Source organism: Kribbella sp. HUAS MG21 (assembly GCF_040254265.1).
Taxonomy (GTDB): Bacteria; Actinomycetota; Actinomycetes; order Propionibacteriales; family Kribbellaceae; genus Kribbella.
Genome location: NZ_CP158165.1, coordinates 8,030,612 through 8,047,107, shown reverse-complemented (window position 1 = coordinate 8,047,107; position 16,496 = coordinate 8,030,612). Strand labels below are relative to the sequence as shown.

17 protein-coding genes are annotated in these 16,496 nt (G+C 70.1%); 9 read left to right on the top strand and 8 right to left on the bottom strand.

Translation table 11 applies throughout. The annotated features are described in order from the left end of the window. Positions 1 to 29 precede the first annotated feature (29 nt). From ABN611_RS38700 to ABN611_RS38690, 3 genes are read right to left on the bottom strand one after another with little or no spacing between them, the layout of a single operon-like run. Positions 30 to 461: a MarR family winged helix-turn-helix transcriptional regulator gene (locus ABN611_RS38700; RefSeq protein ID WP_350277280.1), complete on the bottom strand. Its 432-nt coding sequence runs from the start codon at positions 459 to 461 to the stop codon at positions 30 to 32. After that, the gene (locus ABN611_RS38695) at positions 458 to 832 is read right to left on the bottom strand and encodes a hypothetical protein (protein WP_350277279.1); all 375 of its coding nucleotides are present in this window, start codon (positions 830 to 832) and stop codon (positions 458 to 460) included. Before ABN611_RS38695 ends, ABN611_RS38700 begins: the two co-directional genes overlap by 4 nt. 30 nt (positions 833 to 862) lie before the next feature. After that, positions 863 to 1,912, bottom strand: a complete 1,050-nt coding sequence (locus ABN611_RS38690) for an LLM class flavin-dependent oxidoreductase (protein ID WP_350277278.1) — start codon at positions 1,910 to 1,912, stop codon at positions 863 to 865. A gap of 186 nt (positions 1,913 to 2,098) precedes the next feature. Between ABN611_RS38690 and ABN611_RS38685 the strand changes: the two genes are divergently transcribed. Continuing rightward, positions 2,099 to 3,985: a glycoside hydrolase family 76 protein gene (locus ABN611_RS38685; RefSeq protein ID WP_350277277.1), complete on the top strand. Its 1,887-nt coding sequence runs from the start codon at positions 2,099 to 2,101 to the stop codon at positions 3,983 to 3,985. Between the two features lie 67 nt (positions 3,986 to 4,052). On the opposite strand, the gene glnA is transcribed toward ABN611_RS38685, so the two are convergent. Beyond that, positions 4,053 to 5,477: a type I glutamate--ammonia ligase gene (glnA, locus tag ABN611_RS38680; protein ID WP_350277276.1), complete on the bottom strand. Its 1,425-nt coding sequence runs from the start codon at positions 5,475 to 5,477 to the stop codon at positions 4,053 to 4,055. 201 nt (positions 5,478 to 5,678) lie between these two features. On the opposite strand from glnA, the gene ABN611_RS38675 reads away from it, so the two are divergent. Then, positions 5,679 to 6,140, top strand: coding sequence for an RDD family protein (locus ABN611_RS38675; protein ID WP_350277275.1), 462 nt, complete (start codon positions 5,679 to 5,681; stop codon positions 6,138 to 6,140). On the opposite strand, the gene ABN611_RS38670 is transcribed toward ABN611_RS38675, so the two are convergent. From ABN611_RS38670 to lipA, 3 genes are all read right to left on the bottom strand, one after another. Then, the gene (locus ABN611_RS38670) at positions 6,137 to 7,429 is read right to left on the bottom strand and encodes a cyclopropane-fatty-acyl-phospholipid synthase family protein (protein WP_350277274.1); all 1,293 of its coding nucleotides are present in this window, start codon (positions 7,427 to 7,429) and stop codon (positions 6,137 to 6,139) included. The genes ABN611_RS38675 and ABN611_RS38670 overlap by 4 nt on opposite strands. A 161-nt stretch (positions 7,430 to 7,590) precedes the next feature. Then, positions 7,591 to 8,286, bottom strand: a complete 696-nt coding sequence (locus ABN611_RS38665) for a DUF4191 domain-containing protein (RefSeq protein WP_350277273.1) — start codon at positions 8,284 to 8,286, stop codon at positions 7,591 to 7,593. Positions 8,287 to 8,301: 15 nt separating this feature from the next. Continuing rightward, positions 8,302 to 9,240: a lipoyl synthase gene (lipA, locus tag ABN611_RS38660; RefSeq protein ID WP_350277272.1), complete on the bottom strand. Its 939-nt coding sequence runs from the start codon at positions 9,238 to 9,240 to the stop codon at positions 8,302 to 8,304. 56 nt (positions 9,241 to 9,296) lie between these two features. Between lipA and ABN611_RS38655 the strand changes: the two genes are divergently transcribed. The 5 genes from ABN611_RS38655 (at position 9,297) to ABN611_RS38635 (ending at position 14,597) form a co-directional block, all read left to right on the top strand. After that, a complete protein-coding gene (locus tag ABN611_RS38655; RefSeq protein ID WP_350277271.1) occupies positions 9,297 to 10,676 on the top strand; it encodes a sensor histidine kinase in 1,380 nt (459 codons plus the stop codon). Continuing rightward, positions 10,669 to 11,343 (top strand): response regulator transcription factor, encoded by a 675-nt coding sequence (locus tag ABN611_RS38650; protein ID WP_350277270.1) that lies wholly within the window; start codon positions 10,669 to 10,671, stop codon positions 11,341 to 11,343. Before ABN611_RS38655 ends, ABN611_RS38650 begins: the two co-directional genes overlap by 8 nt. Positions 11,344 to 11,474: 131 nt before the next feature. Next, a complete protein-coding gene (locus ABN611_RS38645) occupies positions 11,475 to 12,356 on the top strand; it encodes an ATP-binding cassette domain-containing protein (protein WP_350277269.1) in 882 nt (293 codons plus the stop codon). Next, on the top strand, positions 12,353 to 13,519 hold the full coding sequence (locus ABN611_RS38640; protein WP_350277268.1) for an ABC transporter permease: 1,167 nt from the start codon (positions 12,353 to 12,355) through the stop codon (positions 13,517 to 13,519). Before ABN611_RS38645 ends, ABN611_RS38640 begins: the two co-directional genes overlap by 4 nt. A gap of 109 nt (positions 13,520 to 13,628) precedes the next feature. After that, positions 13,629 to 14,597 carry a LysR family transcriptional regulator gene (locus ABN611_RS38635; protein ID WP_350277267.1) on the top strand — a complete coding sequence of 323 codons (969 nt, stop codon included), beginning with the start codon at positions 13,629 to 13,631 and terminating at the stop codon, positions 14,595 to 14,597. A gap of 377 nt (positions 14,598 to 14,974) precedes the next feature. Here the strand turns inward: ABN611_RS38635 and ABN611_RS38630 are convergent, their stop codons facing one another. Continuing rightward, positions 14,975 to 15,418 carry a hypothetical protein gene (locus ABN611_RS38630; protein WP_350277266.1) on the bottom strand — a complete coding sequence of 148 codons (444 nt, stop codon included), beginning with the start codon at positions 15,416 to 15,418 and terminating at the stop codon, positions 14,975 to 14,977. Here ABN611_RS38630 and ABN611_RS38625 point away from each other — a divergent pair. Both ABN611_RS38625 and ABN611_RS38620 read left to right on the top strand, forming a co-directional pair. Beyond that, positions 15,413 to 15,568 carry a pentapeptide repeat-containing protein gene (locus ABN611_RS38625; RefSeq protein ID WP_350277265.1) on the top strand — a complete coding sequence of 52 codons (156 nt, stop codon included), beginning with the start codon at positions 15,413 to 15,415 and terminating at the stop codon, positions 15,566 to 15,568. The two genes, ABN611_RS38630 and ABN611_RS38625, sit on opposite strands and share 6 nt — an antisense overlap. Positions 15,569 to 15,784: 216 nt before the next feature. Then, positions 15,785 to 16,495 carry a hypothetical protein gene (locus tag ABN611_RS38620; RefSeq protein ID WP_350277264.1) on the top strand — a complete coding sequence of 237 codons (711 nt, stop codon included), beginning with the start codon at positions 15,785 to 15,787 and terminating at the stop codon, positions 16,493 to 16,495. The last annotated feature ends 1 nt before the right edge of the window (position 16,496 follow it).

Sequence of the window (16,496 nt, the reverse complement as noted above, 5' to 3'; positions counted from 1 at the left end):
ACAATCGGCACGCGCCCGTCAAGCGAGAATCACATCCAATCAGCCGAAAGGTGCGACTGCTCCAAAAGCGCCAGCAGGTCCCGACGGAACTGGGTACGACGGCGCTCGCTCCAGCCCGTGGTGAGTCGTGTGAAGACCTCTTCCTGCCATTTGTGCGCCTGCTCGAGCAACAGCAGCCCTGCGGCTGTTACGCGCACCTCGCGCCGGCGGGCGTCGGCTTCGGCGGGTCGCAGTTCGAGGTAGCCCGCCGCCACCGCGTCCTTCACCAACCGCGACGCGCCGCTCTGGTCGATCCCGATCTCGTGCGCGATCGCGTTGATCGTCGCCGCGCCGCGCGCGCTCACGGCGTACACGGACTCGGTCACCAGCACGAGTCGCCCCTGCTCGGCGACGTCAGGAGCGGTACGTCGTGACCAGTGCCGCACGAACTCGAACAGCACCTGCCCCGGCCCCGCGCTCATTCGGTGGCGGCCAGCTCACGGCAGAGGTACGCCAGCTCCAGCGCCTGCTTCAGATCCGGCAGGCGCAGCGCCGCGGACACCTTGTCGCCGGTGACCCGGAACACCGTCGCCACCCGCGTCGGCGCCGGACTCTCCGGCCAGCTCGCGTCCTCTTCCACCACCATCAACCGCTCACTGACCGGATGCCACGACCGCGGCACGAGCCGGATCCCGGACCGCTCCACCCAGTCCGCGAAGCCGTCCGGTGTGATCGGCCCAGCGCCCTTCGGCCCGAGCACCACGACCGGATCCGTGACCGCCCCGGCGGCCGCGCTCGGCTCGCCGCTGTTCACCCGCTCGTGCCAGCGGTTGATCGCTCCCTCGAGATCCATGACCGCGATTATATGCGATTCGCATAGATCTCAGGTGAGCAGCGGCAGCAGCTGGTCGCCGATCCGGATCGTCTCCTCGCGGTACGGCGTGTCGGAGAGGATGAAATGGGTGACGCCGAGGTCGCGGTACCTGCGGAGCGACTTCGCGACGTCGTCGGGGGAGCCGACGAGCCAGGTGGTGCCGGCGCCGCCACCGCCGTACTTGCCGGGCGCGGTGTAGAGGTTGTCGTCGAGGACCTCGCCGCGTTCGGCCAGGTCGACGAGGCGCTGCTGCCCGACGGCCTGGAACCAGCGGCGGTCGCGCGTTCCCTGCTGCTCCGCCATCTTCGCGACCTTCGCCTCCGCGTCGGCCCAGGCCTGGTCGGTCGTGTCCCGGACGAGTGTGGTGATCCGCAACCCGAACTCGAGCGGCGGATGCTCGCGCCCGAGTTCTTCCTCCAGCTCCCGCAGCCGCGCGATCCGTGCCGCGATCCCGTCCAGCGGCTCACCCCAGAACAGCTGTACGTCGGCATCAGTCGCGGCCACCCGCTGCGCCGCCTCCGACGCGCCGCCGAAGTACAAACGGGGATGCGGACGACCTTCCCGTACGACGGGACGCGTGGCGACCGTGGAGCCCGTCACGGAGAAGTACTCGCCGGTGAACGTCACGTCCTCCTCGGTCCACAACCGCCGTACCAGTTGGAGGAACTCCTTGGTGCGGGCGTAGCGCTGCGGCTGGTCGCCCTCGCTGTCGCCGTACGCCGCGAGGTTGTCCTGGCCGGAGACGATGTTGATCAGCAGCCGCCCGCCGGTGAGCTGGTCGAGCGTGCTCGCCGCGGACGCGAAGTGCGCGGGATGCCAGTAGCCGGGCCGGATCGCGGCCAGCGGCTGGAACGTGGTCGTCCGCGCGGCCAGGGCGGTCGCGACGGTGAACGTGTCGGGCCGTCCCCAGCCGGTGCCGAGCAGCGCGCCGGACCAGCCGTGGTCCTCGGTGAGTCGCGCGAGCTCGGTCAGCCGCTCGATGCCGTTGTGCCCCTGGACGGCGTCGTCCCCGCGGTGGCCGGGGTCGACCTGGTTCGGGATGTACCAGAGAAAAGTCATGCAAAGCAGACTAAATCTATCTGATTGGTCGACTTTGACTGTCTCGCGCACCGGTCGCCGGAAGTCGCCGGTCCCGAACCGTTGACATCGTTGTCGGGCGCGACGACGATACTTCCTCGAGAGTCCGGATGAAACGTTTCCAAACTCGCCGAGCCGAGCCGCCACGAAGCACCTCGAGGAGATGTCGTGAGCCGTCCTGCGCTAGTTCTGAAGGTTCTGATGGCGGGGGCGGGCCTGCTCGCCGCCGCCCTCGTCGCACCACCCGCGGGAGCCGACCCCGGCCCCGCGTCCGCCGGTTCGGCCGCGGGTGCGACCGCGGTCGCCCGGGCCCGGGTCGCCGCCGACCAGCTGATGAGCTCGTACGAGCCGAACAAGGCCTGGTTCCCGTCGAGCTGGTGGAACTCCGCCGTCGCGCTGCAGACGATCGGGGACTACATGCAGCGCACCGGCGACCGCCGGTACCTCGCCCAGCTGGACAACACGTTCGAGAAGGACAAGGGCGCGTTCCCGGCGGGCTACCTGTCCGGCGACGAACTGTGGGGGAACTTCACCAGCCGCGCCATCGACGACTCCGAGTGGTGGGGCCTGACCTGGATCCAGACGTACGACCTGACGAAGGACCGCAAGTACCTCGACATGGCTGTCACGATCGCGCGTTTCGTCGAGGACTACTGGGACGACACCTGCGGTGGTGGCGTCTGGTGGAACGCGGAACGCACGTACAAGAACGCCGTCACCAACGGCCTCTGGATCCGCCTGACCGCGGAGCTGCACAACCGGCTGCCGGGGGACACGTACTGGCTCGGCCGCGCCCAGCAGGGCTGGAACTGGCTGAACGGCAGCGGCATGATCAACGACGCCGGCCTGGTCAACGACGGCCTGAACGACAACTGCGAGAGCAACGGCGACACGGTCTGGACCTACAACCAGGGCCTGGCGATCGGCGCGGGCCTCGAACTCTGGCGCGCGACCCACAACCCGGAACTGCTGACCACGGTACGGCGACTCGCCGACTCCGCGATCGCGCCGGGCGGACTCGTCACCGACGGCGTGCTGACCGAGTACTGCGACGCGCCCGGGCGCGTGTGTGACGACAACGCGAAGCAGTTCAAGGGCATCTTCATGAGGTACTGGATGGACCTCGCCGACACCACCCGCGACCGCCGGTACGCCGACTTCGTCGCCCAGCAGGCCGCTACGGTCTGGGAGCACAACCGCGACGCGTCCGACCGGCTCGGCGTGCACTGGTCCGGCGCCACTCCGAACGTCTTCGACTGGCGGACCCAGGCCAGCGCGCTCAGCGCGCTGATCGCCGCCGTACCGCCGACGCGTCCGGTGCGGTCCTTGTCCGCGACAACCGACCCGTCGCTTCCGGTGGTGATGCCCGCGACCGGCAGCGCGACCCACGTGAAGATCAAGGTCGACGTTCAGGCCACGGGTCCGGTCGGCGACCAGGTCCCGGTGGTCGTCCAGGCCGCGGCGCCGGCGGGCTGGACCGTGACGCCGGCCCGTTCGACCGTCACGCTCCGGACGCGCGGCAACGCCGTACCCGTGCAGTCGTCCGTCGAGGTCGACGTGACGATTCCCGCCGGGGCGGCCGACGGTCTGCACTCGGTGACCGCGACGGCGACCTCCGGATCGCAGCTGTCGTTCACGACCCGGTCCGACATCCTGGTCGCGCACGAGGCCGACTTCGACACCGGTACGGCGGCCGAGACGCCGTGGCTGCACGACGCCGACGGATCGCAGAGCAACGGCGTACAGAACCGGTTCGCCGACGGGCACTCGTACTTCGTCTACCGCTTCCCGTTCCCGGCCGACGCATCGTCGGCATCCGTATCGTTGACAATCGACAACGAGTTCGTCATCCAGCTCAGCGGCGACGGCCAGAACTGGACCACGGTCGCGACCGAGACCAACGAGGTCCACGGCGGCGAGAACAAGGCCGTCCGCACCTTCGACCTCACCCCGTACCTCGGCGCGGGCAAGGCAGCCCACGTCCGCATCTCCGACTCCTTCCCGAACACCGGCTGGGGCGGCCGCGTCTACCACGTCACCGCGACCTACAACTGACCCCCCCAACGCCGAAGCCCCCACCCGGTCGAACCGGATGGGGGCTTCGCGGTGCTCGGCTACGAACTCACACGTCGTAGTACAGCTCGAACTCGTGCGGGTGCGGGCGGAGCTGGATCGGGGCGATCTCGTTCTCGCGCTTGAGGTCGATCCAGGTCTCGATCAGGTCCTCGGTGAAGACGTCGCCCTCGAGCAGGAAGGCGTGGTCGGCCTCGAGGGCGTCGATCACGGCCGGCAGCGAGGTGGGGACCTGGGCGATGCCCTGGTGCTCCTCCGGCGGCAGCTCGTAGAGGTCCTTGTCGACCGGGTCGGCCGGCTCGATCTTGTTGCGGATACCGTCCAGGCCGGCCAGCAGCTGGGCCGCGAAGGCCAGGTACGGGTTCGCCGACGGGTCGGGGCAGCGGAACTCGATGCGCTTGGCCTTCGGGTTCGACCCGGTGATCGGGATCCGGATGCAGGCCGAGCGGTTGCGCTGCGAGTAGACCAGGTTGACCGGCGCCTCGAAGCCCGGCACCAGGCGGTGGTAGGAGTTCACCGTCGGGTTCGTGAAGGCGAGCAGCGACGGCGCGTGCTTGAGCAGACCGCCGATGTACCAGCGCGCGGTGTCGGACAGGCCGCCGTACCCGGACTCGTCGTAGAACAGCGGGTCGCCGCCGCTCCACAGCGACTGGTGGCAGTGCATACCGGAGCCGTTGTCACCGAAGATCGGCTTCGGCATGAAGGTCGCGGTCTTGCCGGCCGCCCAGGCGGTGTTCTTGACGATGTACTTGAACTTCATCACGTTGTCGGCGGACTTCAGCAGCTCGTCGAAGCGGAAGTTGATCTCCGCCTGACCCGCCGTACCGACCTCGTGGTGGGCGCGCTCGACGACCAGGCCGGAGCGCTCCAGGGCCAGCGTGATGTCGTCGCGCAGGTCGCCGAAGTGGTCGGTCGGCGCGACCGGGAAGTAGCCACCCTTGTAGCGGACCTTGTAGCCGCGGTTGCCGCCGTCCTCGACCCGGCCGGTGTTCCAGGCGCCGGCGACGGAGTCGATCGAGTAGTGGCCGGAGTTCGCCTTGGTCTCGAAGCGGACGTCGTCGAAGACGTAGAACTCGGCCTCCGGCGCGAAGAACGCGGTGTCCGCGATCCCGGTCGACTTCAGGTACTCCTGCGCCTTCCGCGCGATGTTGCGCGGGTCGCGGCTGTACGCCTCACCGGTCAGCGGGTCGTGCACGAAGAAGTTGATCGCCAGCGTCTTGGTGCCGCGGTACTCGTCGATGAAGGCGCTGGTCGGGTCCGGCAGCAGCTTCATGTCCGACTCGTGGATCTGCTGGAAGCCGCGCACCGACGAACCGTCGAACATCAGGCCCTCTTCGAAGACCTCTGGACCGAACGACGACACCGGGACGGTGAAGTGCTGCATGATGCCCGGCAGGTCGCAGAACCGGACGTCGATGATCTCGACGCCTTCGTCCTTGACGTAGGCGAGCAGCTCCTCCGCGCTGGAAAACATACGTACTCCTAGGGTGGCTCAGAGATTGCATCTGAACGTAGGGCCCGCCGGTTTCTCCGTCGTGACCCTGATGTTTCGCGGATGTTACGCCCAGCGTGTCCGCGCTGACCCACTGGTGTACGGCGGTGACGCCCTGAGATCTCGCAGCCCTCGCGGGACCGCCTCGAGACCGCCTCAGAGCCTGACCGTAGGCTAGCCATCATGGCATCATCCGCGGCGAGCGCCACAGGACCCTCCGAAGAATTCCGCTACCCGGGCAACCGGCTGGGCCTGCCCGAGGACGGTCCGGGGTCGGTCGCGAGCTGGGGCCGCCGCGTCCTGGCGCTGGTCATCGACTGGCTGGTCGCGGGCCTGGTGGCGTCGGTCTTCGCCGGCCAGCCGATGTGGGCCGGCGGGAACAGCTTCAGCCTGATGCACTCGGCGGTCTTCTTCGCGATGAGCGCGATCCTCGCCGGTCTGGCCGGCGCGACCATCGGCCACCGGCTGTGCGGGCTGCGGGTGATGGCGGTCGGCCGCGGTACGGCGTACACCGGGCAGCCGGGGCTGCTCGCGGGCCTGGTCCGTTCCCTGCTGATCCTGCTGGTGATCCCCGCGGTGGTGTTCGACCGCGACCGGCGCGGCCTGCATGACCTAGCCGCGAAGACAGTGGTGGTACGCCGTTAGCGCCTGGTCAGCAGCAGCTGGACGTCGTCCAGGTAACCGGTCCGGAAGCCCGCCTCGGAGTACGCGAGGTAGAACTCCCACATCCGCCGGAACGTGTCGTCGAAGCCGAGCTCGGCGATCGCCGGCCAGTGCTCGATGAACCGGTTCCGCCAGATCCGCAGCGTCCGCGCGTAGTCGGCGCCGAGGTGCCGGATCACCTCGGCCCGCAGCCCGGTGTGCTGCGCGGTGACGTCCTCGATCACCTTGACCGACGGGATCAGGCCGCCGGGGAAGATGTACTTCTGCACCCAGGTGAAGGTGTTCCGGGTGGCGAGCATCCGCTCGTGCGGCATCACGATCGCCTGCACGACGCCGACCCCGCCGGGCGCCAGCCGGCGCTCGATCGCGTCGAAGTACACCGGCCAGTACTTCTCGCCGACCGCCTCGATCATCTCCACGCTCAGCACCGCGTCGAACTCGCCGATCTGGTCGCGGTAGTCCCGCAGCGCGACCTGGACCCGGTCGCCGACACCGGCCTCGGCGATCCGGCGCTGCGCGAGCAGCGCCTGCTGCGAGGCGATCGTGATCGCGGTCACCCACGCGCCGCGCTGCGCGGCCCGGATCGCCAGGCTCGCCCAGCCGCAGCCGACGTCCAGCACCCGGGACCCGGACCGGACGCCGGCCGCGTCCAGGATCGCGTCGAGCTTGCGCAGTTGGGCGCCGGTGAGTTCGTCGTACGACGCGGTGCTCAGGTCGGCGGAGGCGGTGTCCCCGAAGTACGCGGCGGAGTACGTCAGCGTGGGGTCGAGGAACTCGGCGAACATCGCGTTGCTCAGGTCGTAGTGCCGGCTGATGTTCTCGCGGGCGCCGGCGCGGTCGTTCTCCTGCTCGCCCGGCTGCGACTTCGTGACCAGCCAGCGCAGCGACTGCGCCCACTTCGGCAGCAGGTGCCGGGTCTCCTCGTTGCTGAACCGCTCGGCGAACGGGACCAGCAGGTCCGCCAGGTCGGTGCCAGGCTCCGGGTCCCAGTCGCCGGCCAGGTACGCCTCGCCGAAACCGGAGCCGGCGTCGTGCCCGAGCCGGTCCAGGAACGCCGACGTCCGGTGCACCCGCATCGCGGGCCCACCCAGCCCGTAGGACCGGTTGCTGTCCAGGTGGATCGTCGCGGGCAGGTCCTTCGCGACCAGCTTGATCGCGGTCGCGGCGCCGTACCGCCGGACCGGGTTGGAGCGCGGACGGGCCAGCGTCGGCCACGCGTCGGGCGCCGGTTCGTGCACCGCGTGCCGCACGCGCGGCATCAGCTCCGTCATCTCAGCTTCCCCTGTAATCCGTCCTGGTCGCACCCTAAGGGCAACCAGCCTCCCCACGGCGCGACACGGAGGCACTCCCGTGCCACGTCACGACAGATCAACTGGCCGGGCGGGCACCGGGTTACCGGTGTCTCACCCAGAGATACTTCCCCCAGGACGACTCAGCGTCCGCGCATCGCCTGGCGGGCGCCCTTGAGACTGGTCGGCACCGGCCCCTTCGGCATCGGCACCTGCGGCCGGACCGCGTCCAGCGCCTTGAGCCGCTGCAGCAGGTCGGTGATCTCGGACGGCTGCAGGACCGCCGGCAGCTTCATCACGTGCTTGGTGAGCTTGCGGATGTCGACCTCGTCCTCGCCCTGACCGGCGATGATCTGGGTCACCGGCGCGCCGCCCGCCACCCGGCTGTGCTTCTTCGCCTCGGCGGTGAGCAGGTTCTTCACCCGGCTCGCCTGGCCCTCGCCGACCAGCACGATGCCCGGCCGGCCGACCACCCGGTGGACGATGTCGGAGTTCTTCGTGACCGCGACCGCGGGCGTCACGTTCCAGCCGCGGCGCAGCGTCTGCAGCGCGGACGCGGCGGCGCCGGCTTGGCCCTCGATCTGGCTGTACGCCGCCTTCTCGACCTTGCGGCCGAACACGATCGTGGCGGCCAGGAAGCCGAGCGCGACGCCGAGCGGGACCCACACCAGCAGCGGCCCGACGAAGAACCCGCCCAGCACCGCCAGCCCGACGATGCCGAGGAAGATCCCGGCCAGCACCAGACCGACGAGCGGCTCGGACTTCTTGGTCAGCTGGTACGCCGACCGGATCTGCTTGAGCCGGCTCGTCTTCTCTGCGGGCGCGTCGTTCTTGGCCATCTCTACCTGTCCTGGTTATGCCTGGGTGGCGTTCATACGTGACTCAACGGCCTGGCGGTACAACCGTCCGGCGCGGTAGGAGGACCGTACCAGCGGACCGGACATGACTCCGGCGAAACCGATCTCGGTCGCCTCGTCCTGGAGCTCGACGAACTCCTCCGGCTTCACCCAGCGCTCGACCGGGTGGTGCCGCACCGACGGGCGCAGGTACTGCGTGATCGTGATGATCTCGCAGCCGGCCGCGTGCAGGTCCTTCAGCGCCTGGCTGACCTCGTCGCGGGTCTCGCCCATGCCGAGGATCAGGTTCGACTTGGTGACCAGCCCGTAGTCGCGGGCCTGGGTGATGACGTCGAGCGAGCGCTCGTACCGGAAACCGGGCCGGATCCGGCGGAAGATCCGCGGCACCGTCTCGACGTTGTGCGCGAACACCTCCGGTCGCGACGAGAACACCTCGGCGAGCTGCTCCGGTACGGCGTTGAAGTCCGGCGCGAGCATCTCCACGCCGGTGCCCGGGTTGAGCTCGTGGATCTGCCGGATGGTCTCGGCGTACAGCCAGGCGCCGCCGTCGTCCAGGTCGTCGCGGGCGACGCCGGTCACGGTCGCGTATCGCAGGCCCATGGTGCGCACCGACTCGGCGACCCGGCGCGGCTCGTCGCGGTCCAGCGCCTGCGGCTTGCCGGTGTCGATCTGGCAGAAGTCACAGCGCCGCGTGCACTGGTCACCGCCGATCAGGAAGGTCGCCTCGCGGTCCTCCCAGCACTCGAAGATGTTCGGGCAGCCGGCTTCCTGGCACACCGTGTGCAGCTGCTCGGACTTCACGAGCTTCTGCAGCGCCTGGTACTCCGGGCCCATCTTGGCGCGGGTCTTGATCCACTCGGGTTTGCGCTCGATCGGGGTCTCCGCGTTGCGCACCTCGAGCCTGAGCAGTTTCCGTCCTTCTGGGGCGATGGTCACGCCCTCCAGGGTACGCGTCCCCGGTCAGGCGCCATTCACCCGTAGGCTGATGAGCTATGTCCACGGTTGAGCTGCGTACGGATGCCGAACCGGGCACGCCGCCCGCGTCCGGTACGCCGGGCCCGTCCGGTACGGCGCTCCGCGGCTGGACCAGGCCCGGTCCGACGGCCCGCGAGCAGCGGTACGACGTACTGCTGGGGCTCGGGATGGCGGCCGTGGGACTGTTCGGGACCGAGCTGGCCCGCGGGGCGTCGCCGACCGAGGTGGACCTCGGCATCGGCGGGGTGGAGCCGTACGTGCTCAGCGCGGCCGCGGCGCTGCCGCTGTGCTTCCGTCGTCGCTGGCCGGTGCCGGTGCTGCTGGCGGTCGCGGCGATGTTCGTGGTGAACGGCGAGCGGGCGGTGTTCGCGTTCGCGGGCAACCTGGTGACGCAGTCGACGATGTTCATGGCGATCTACGCGGCCGTCGCGTGGGCCCGGGACCGGCGGCTGATGAAGGCCGCTGTCACGGTCGTGTTCGTCGGGATGTTCAGCTGGCTGGCGCTCAACTTCGTGCAGGCGCTGCGGAACAACGCGATCGACGGGCCGAACGACGCCCTGTTCTCGCCGTACGTCTCGAGTGTGATCCTGACTGTGGCGCTGAACGTGCTGTACTTCTTCGGCGCCTACTTCTGGGGCCGGACCGCGTGGAACACCGCGCGGCAGCGGCAGGAGCTGGAGCAGCAGGCGACCGCCCTGGCGACCCAGCAGGAGGCGAACTCGCGGCGCGCGGTCATCGACGAGCGGCTGCGGATCTCCCGCGAGCTCCACGACGTCGTGGCGCACCACATCAGCAGCATCGGCATCCAGGCCGGCGGCGCGCGCCGGGTGATGGACACCGACCCGGAGGCCGCGAAGAACGCGCTGAACGTGATCGAGGAGTCCAGCCGGACGGCGGTCAACGAGATGCGGCAGCTGCTCGGCATGCTCCGCGCGGCGGATCCCGACGACGACGTCACGGCGCCGGACCCGAAGGCGCCGCAGGCGGGCGCGGACCGGCTGCCGGCGCTGATCGCGGAGGTGAACAGCCTCGGGCTGGAGGTCGGGTTCCACCAGATCGGCGCGCCCGCGGAGCTGCCGCAGACGGTGTCGGTCTCGGTGTACCGGATCGCCCAGGAGGCGCTCGCGAACGTCCGCAAGCACTCGACCGCGCGCAGCGCCCACCTCACACTGCGTTACCTCGGCGAGGCGGTCGAGCTGGAGGTCCTCGACGACGGCCGCCCGAAGCACGCGCCGGTCGGCAGCCGGCTCGGCCACGTCGGGATCCGCGAGCGTGTCGCGCTGCTCGGCGGCGAGAGTGAGATCGGCCCGCGGCCCGTGGGAGGATTCCGGGTCCGGGTCCGGATCCCGCTGGACCCGCAGAACCGTCCGTTGGCTGGGGGAGCTGTTGATGAGTGACGACCCGATGCGGGTGTTGCTGGTGGACGACCAGGACCTGGTCCGGGCCGGGTTCCGGATGATCCTGTCGGTCGAGCCGGACATCGAGGTGGTCGGCGAGGCGTCCGACGGCGAGAAGGCCATCGAGTTGGCGCTCGCGTTGCGGCCGGACGTCGTACTGATGGACGTCCAGATGCCCGGGATGGACGGGATCACCGCGACCCAGCGGATCGTCGCGGAGGACGCCGGGAAGGTGGTCATCCTGACGACCTTCGACCGCGACGACTATCTCTTCGAGTCGCTCGGCGCCGGCGCGAGCGGCTTCCTGCTCAAGAACACCGCGCCCGAGGACCTGGTCGAGGCGATCCAGGTCGTGCACTCCGGGCACGCGCTGCTGGCGCCGGAGGTGACCCGGCGGGTGATCAAGCGGTTCACCGGCGGGGGAGAGCGGGTGTACCGGCCGGACCTGCTCGCGGACCTGACCGAACGCGAGCGCGAGGTGCTCGGGCTGATCGCCCGCGGCCTCACCAACACCGAGATCGCCGCCCAGCTGTACGTCGGCGAGGCGACCGTCAAGACCCACGTCTCGCGGGTGCTGCTGAAGCTCGGCCTGCGCGACCGCGTCCAGGCGGTGGTTTTCGCGTACGAGTGCGGGCTGGTCACGCCTGGCGACGACCCGATCGGCTGATTTCTCCGTCCTACGGATGACTCGGTGGATCACCCTGACGGGCGACGTGCCGGGAGCAGTCGGCTGACTAGCTTTGGCAGTGTCGGGCGAGCGCCCGGCCGGGGGCTGGAAGCTGATGGGAACGGTGACACATGCTGAGGGTGGCTGGGCTCACCCGGCGGTTCGGTGATCATCTGGCGCTGGACGACGTGACCTTCGACGTCGTGCCGGGACGGATGACCGGATTCGTCGGGGCCAACGGCGCCGGGAAGACGACGACGATGCGGATCATCCTCGGCGTCCTGGCCGCGACCGCCGGCGAGGTGCGCTGGCACGGCGAGCCGCTGACACAGGCGGTCCGCCGGGACTTCGGCTACATGCCCGAGGAACGCGGGCTGTACCCGAAGATGAAGATCCACGACCAGCTGGTGTTCTTCGGCCGGCTGCACGGGCTCGACCCGGAACGGGCGTCCGAGCGGGCGAACAAGATCCTCGAGCGGCTCGGGCTCGCCGAGCGCGCCGGCGACATCCTCGAGACGCTGTCGCTGGGCAACCAGCAGCGGGTGCAGATCGCGGCCGCGCTGGTGCACGAGCCGATCGCGCTGGTGCTCGACGAGCCGTTCAGCGGCCTCGACCCGCTCGCCGTCGACGCGATGGTCGACCTGCTCCGCGAGGAGGTCACGCCCGAGGTGCCGGTGCTGTTCTCCAGTCATCAGCTCGACCTGGTCGAGCGGCTCTGCGACGACCTGGTCGTGCTGTCCCGCGGCAAGGTGGTCGCGGCCGGGTCCGTCGCGGAGCTGTCCGCCGGCTCGTCGACGACGTACCGGCTGGTGGTGGACGGCGACGCCGGGTGGTTGCGGGACATCCGCGGCGTCGAGGTGCGCGACGTCGCCGGCGGTACGGCGCTGTTCGACGTACTCGACGAGGCAATGGAGCAGAAGATCTTGCAGGAGGCGCTCAGCCGCGGGCCGGTGCGCGAGTTCGGGCCGGAGCGGGTGGCGCTCAGCGACGTCTTCCGGGAGGCGACCCGATGAACGCACTGGACAGGCCGTGGATGCTGATCGCGGAGCGCGAGGTCACTACCAAGCTGCGGGACAAGACGTTCATCGGCTCGACGCTGGTGATGCTGCTGATCGTGATGGCCGCGGTGATCGTGCCGGCGCTGCTCGCGGGCAACGGCGGCGCCGACAAGATCGCGGTCGTCGACGACGCGGGCGCGAAGGTCGTGCAGCAGGCGTCGACCACCAAGGGCGACGACGGGTACGAAGTGGTCCGGGTCGCCGACCGGTCCGCCGCCGAGAGTTCGCTGACCTCGGGCGACGTGAAGGCGGCGCTGCTGCCGGGCGACGACGGGTACGTCGTACTCGGTGACGACCGGGTCGACTCCGGTCTCGAGAGCGCGCTGCGGGAAGCGGCCGCGGCCGTCGGGATGGAGGCGAACGCCGCGAAGGCGGGGCTGAGCCCGGACGAGCTGCACGCCGGGACGAAGGTGTCACTGCAGCTGCTCAACCCGGGGCCGCTGCCGGACATCGTGTCGGACTTCGTGAACATCGGTCTGGCGCTGGTGTTCTACATGACCGCGCTCGGCTTCGGGATGATGATCGCGCAGAGCGTCGTACAGGAGAAGGAGAGCCGCGTCGTCGAGATCCTGGCGGCCGCGGTGCCGATCCGGTCGCTGCTGTGGGGCAAGGTGCTCGGCAACACAGTGCTGGCGCTGTCCCAGATCGTGGTGATCGCGGCGACGTCGCTGATCGCGCTGCTGGCGACCGACCAGGCCGACATCCTCGAGGTGGTCGCGCCGGTCGCCGGGTGGTTCGTGGTGTTCTTCGTGCTCGGGTTCGTGGCGCTCGCCGGGTTGTGGGCCGTCGCCGGTTCGCTGGCGACGCGGCAGGAGGACCTCGGGTCGACGACGCTGCCGGGGCAGATGATCTTGATGATCCCGTTCTTCTTCGCGGTGTTCGCCGGGTCGTCGGCCAAGACGGTGGCGTCGTTCGTGCCGATCGCGTCGTCGATGTCGATGCCGGGCCGGATGCTCACCGAGGACGTGCCGCTGTGGCAGCCGCTGGTCGCGATCGCGCTCCTGCTGGTCACGACGGTGCTGATCGTCCGGCTGGGCGCGCGGCTGTACGAACGCACGCTGCTGCAGACCGGGCGCCGGCTCGGCTACCGCGAGGCGATGGCGCTCGAAGCGCGGTAACACATCGTCACGGCCGGGCCCGGTGTTACAGGTACCGGCCCGGCTGTGACGAAACCGCAATGTTGGGTCGCTGTGTGCTGTGCGTGCACCTCGACTACGGTCTCAACGCATGAACGTCGAGCTGCGCCACCTGCGGGTGGTGGTCCTGGTGGCCGAAGCGGGGTCCGTCGGACGGGCCGCCCGCTGGCTCAAGGTCAGCCAGCCCAGCCTGACCGCGCAGCTGAAGCGGATCGAGGCCGCGTTCGGCGGTGAGCTGTTCGAACGCTCCCGCACCGGCGTCACCCCGACACCGCTCGGCCGGTACGCCGTCGACCGGGCGCGGGCGATCCTCGTCGACGTCGACCACCTGGCCGCGACCGTGTCCGCGATGACCGCGGTCGAGTCGTCGGCCGTCCGGCTCGGCGGGTTCCCGACCGCGCCGGTGTCCGGCATCGCGTCCCGGCTCCGCGACCACGGCGAGATCGAGCAGGTCAGCGTCGAGGTCGAGTGGTCCTCGAGTGTGCTGCTGCAGCAGCTGGAGAGTGGGCGGCTGGACTTCGCGCTGCTGCGCGAGTTTCCCGGGTTCGAGCTGCGGCTGCCGGCCGGGGTCGAGGCCACCACCGTCGTCGAGTCCGAGTCGGCGTACGTCGCGCTCGCGGCGGACCACCCCGTCGCGGAGGCGTCACGCACCCGCGGCGAGATCGAGCTGGGCGCACTGGCGGCGGAGGAGTGGATCGGCGAGCCGCCGGACGACAGCGGCTTCCATGTGCTCTTCCGGGCGGCGTGCGAGGCAGCCGGCTTCCAGCCGCGGGTGGAGCACCACTCGGTAGACACCTCGGTCCTGATGGGCTTCGTGACGAGCGGTCAAGGCGTGGCCCTGATCTCGCCCACGTCGTACCGCATGCTCTCCGCCGACGTCACCACCCGCACCCTCGCCGGCAACCCCATCCACCGCAAACTGGTCCTGGCCTGGAGCACCGACTCCCCCCGAGCCCAAATGGCCCCCGAAGTCCTCGCCATGGCCCGAGCCGCCTACGACGAAGCCATCACCGAACACGCCCGCCGAGGCAACCACCCCCAACACATGCACGTCGCCTAACCCACTCAGCTCCGCGGCCACCCGCCCGACCTGCGGGCAGGCCCTGGCCTTCGGCTAGTCGCCGCACCGGCGGGTCTCTACGCCGACGAGCGCCAACCCGCCCGTCCCCGCCCTCCCGCGCCGCGCCCAACCGACACCGCTCGCGCACATCAGCCGTCCTCCTGCCGAAGAGGCACCCTCCTGCCGCGGCGAACCACCCGCCCGGCGCGGCCTGCGGCTCCGCGGACGCCTTGCTTCGGGATATCGGGGCGCCGCCCGACCTCTACCCCGGCGGGCGCCGATTCCCGCTCGTCGCCGCCCTCCGCGGGGCGTCCCTGGGCTGGCTCTCGACCCCAGCAAGGAGGCCCGCCGCGGTGACGCGGCGGGCCGACGAGGCCCTAGGCCGGCCTGACCACCGGGTTCTCGAACGCGAGGTGGAATTCCCCGGTGTCCTCCGGGTCCTCCATCCGCTCCCGATACTGAGACCCCACCTGCTCCGTCGGCCGCGGCACTGCAACCCGCTCAGTCCTCTTGTCGTCCGCAGCACCAGCCTGCGGCTTCTCTTCCACCGGCCCGGCCTGCGGTGTGTCCTCCGCAGAAGCGACCTGCGGCTCGTCGTTTGCGGGGGCCTGCGGCTGGCTCCCTGCAGGCCGCGCCTCCTCGTTCACTGAGGACTCGGCCTCCGCCGCCGGCGTCTGGCTTGCTGCCTGCGGCTCGCCTGCGCGCGGCTCTTCGGCCACCTCCGGCTTGACCTCACCGGCCGCAGTCTCGGCACCAGCTGACGGCGCACTCGCCACCGGCTGCACACTCGCCGCGGACTCCTGCGCCGGACCCGCTTGCACCGGACCATCCACCGCCGCGCCGTCCTGCGCAGGACCAGCCGGCGCCGGACCCGCTTGCGCCGAGCCGTCCTGCGGCGGGCTCACCTGCGCCGGGCTCACCTGCGTCGGCTCGTCCTGCTGCGCGGCAGCGTCCGGCGCCGCAGGTGCTGAGGCTCCAGCCGCAGTAGGAGCAGTCGCCGACGCGGCCGATGCAGCTGCACCCGCCGTCGGCGCCGCGGTGCCTGCCTGCGCCGGACCTGCGTCCGCCCTTTCTGCGTCCGTCGTACCTGCGGGCTGTTGAGTTGGCTCGGTGTAGTCGGTGGTGGGGGCTACCGTCGTCTCCTCCGGGTCGTTGCTCTTGGCATCGGTCTGGGGAAGCGGGCGGGTGTGTTCGAACTCCTCGGGCTCCGCCGCCGGGAACTGGCGGGTCTGCTCGTCGGCTTGGTTGCGCGGCTGTACCGGCTCCGGCTCGTCGAACAGGTCGTCGTACCGCGTCTGGCTCTCGTACGCCGCCGGCGCCGGATAGGTGCTCCCGGCAACCGGGTACACGGCCGCGACCTCCGCCTCCTGCTGCGCCTGCGCGGCCTCCTGCTCGCGCTGCAGCCGGTCGGCCTCCGCCCGCTCGCGACGCCGGCGCTGCACGCTGCGGACGATCAGCTGGATCGCGTACACCAGCGAGATCACCCCGAGGATCGGCACCACGCCGTTCAGCGTGTACTGCTTCGACCCCTCGATCATCCCGTTGGTGATGCCGGGGACGTCGTTCAGGAAGTTCGTGGTCCGGTTCGGGATCCAGAGCCAGCAGTAGACCAGGGTGCCGAAGGCCGCGAACGCCCCCAGCGCACCGGCGCCGGAGAAGTACGACACGACGGCCCAGAAGATCAGCGCGCCGATGCCGAAGGCAAGCGCCATCCCCTTCGCGTTCAGCTCGATACCACCCGGCGCCGCGAGGACCCCGAACACGGCCGGACCGGCCAGAGCGACGGCTACGCCGAGCAAGAACCCAAGAAATTTGGCCACATCCCCAAGGTAGCGACGAACTGCCGTCACACCCCGCAGACACTTCGGTACGAACCGGACCGGCAACCGTTTGCCTAGA

Excerpts from the sequence above, each read along its gene's own strand:
- ABN611_RS38700 (WP_350277280.1), bottom strand. The coding sequence starts at position 461 with ATGAGCGCGGGGCCGGGGCAGGTGCTGTTCGAGTTCGTGCGGCACTGG.
- ABN611_RS38695 (WP_350277279.1), bottom strand. The coding sequence starts at position 832 with ATGGATCTCGAGGGAGCGATCAACCGCTGGCACGAGCGGGTGAACAGC.
- ABN611_RS38690 (WP_350277278.1), bottom strand. The coding sequence starts at position 1,912 with ATGACTTTTCTCTGGTACATCCCGAACCAGGTCGACCCCGGCCACCGC.
- glnA (WP_350277276.1), bottom strand. The coding sequence starts at position 5,477 with ATGTTTTCCAGCGCGGAGGAGCTGCTCGCCTACGTCAAGGACGAAGGC.
- ABN611_RS38675 (WP_350277275.1), top strand. The coding sequence starts at position 5,679 with ATGGCATCATCCGCGGCGAGCGCCACAGGACCCTCCGAAGAATTCCGC.
- ABN611_RS38670 (WP_350277274.1), bottom strand. The coding sequence starts at position 7,429 with ATGACGGAGCTGATGCCGCGCGTGCGGCACGCGGTGCACGAACCGGCG.
- ABN611_RS38665 (WP_350277273.1), bottom strand. The coding sequence starts at position 8,286 with ATGGCCAAGAACGACGCGCCCGCAGAGAAGACGAGCCGGCTCAAGCAG.
- ABN611_RS38655 (WP_350277271.1), top strand. The coding sequence starts at position 9,297 with ATGTCCACGGTTGAGCTGCGTACGGATGCCGAACCGGGCACGCCGCCC.
- ABN611_RS38650 (WP_350277270.1), top strand. The coding sequence starts at position 10,669 with ATGAGTGACGACCCGATGCGGGTGTTGCTGGTGGACGACCAGGACCTG.
- ABN611_RS38645 (WP_350277269.1), top strand. The coding sequence starts at position 11,475 with ATGCTGAGGGTGGCTGGGCTCACCCGGCGGTTCGGTGATCATCTGGCG.
- ABN611_RS38640 (WP_350277268.1), top strand. The coding sequence starts at position 12,353 with ATGAACGCACTGGACAGGCCGTGGATGCTGATCGCGGAGCGCGAGGTC.
- ABN611_RS38635 (WP_350277267.1), top strand. The coding sequence starts at position 13,629 with ATGAACGTCGAGCTGCGCCACCTGCGGGTGGTGGTCCTGGTGGCCGAA.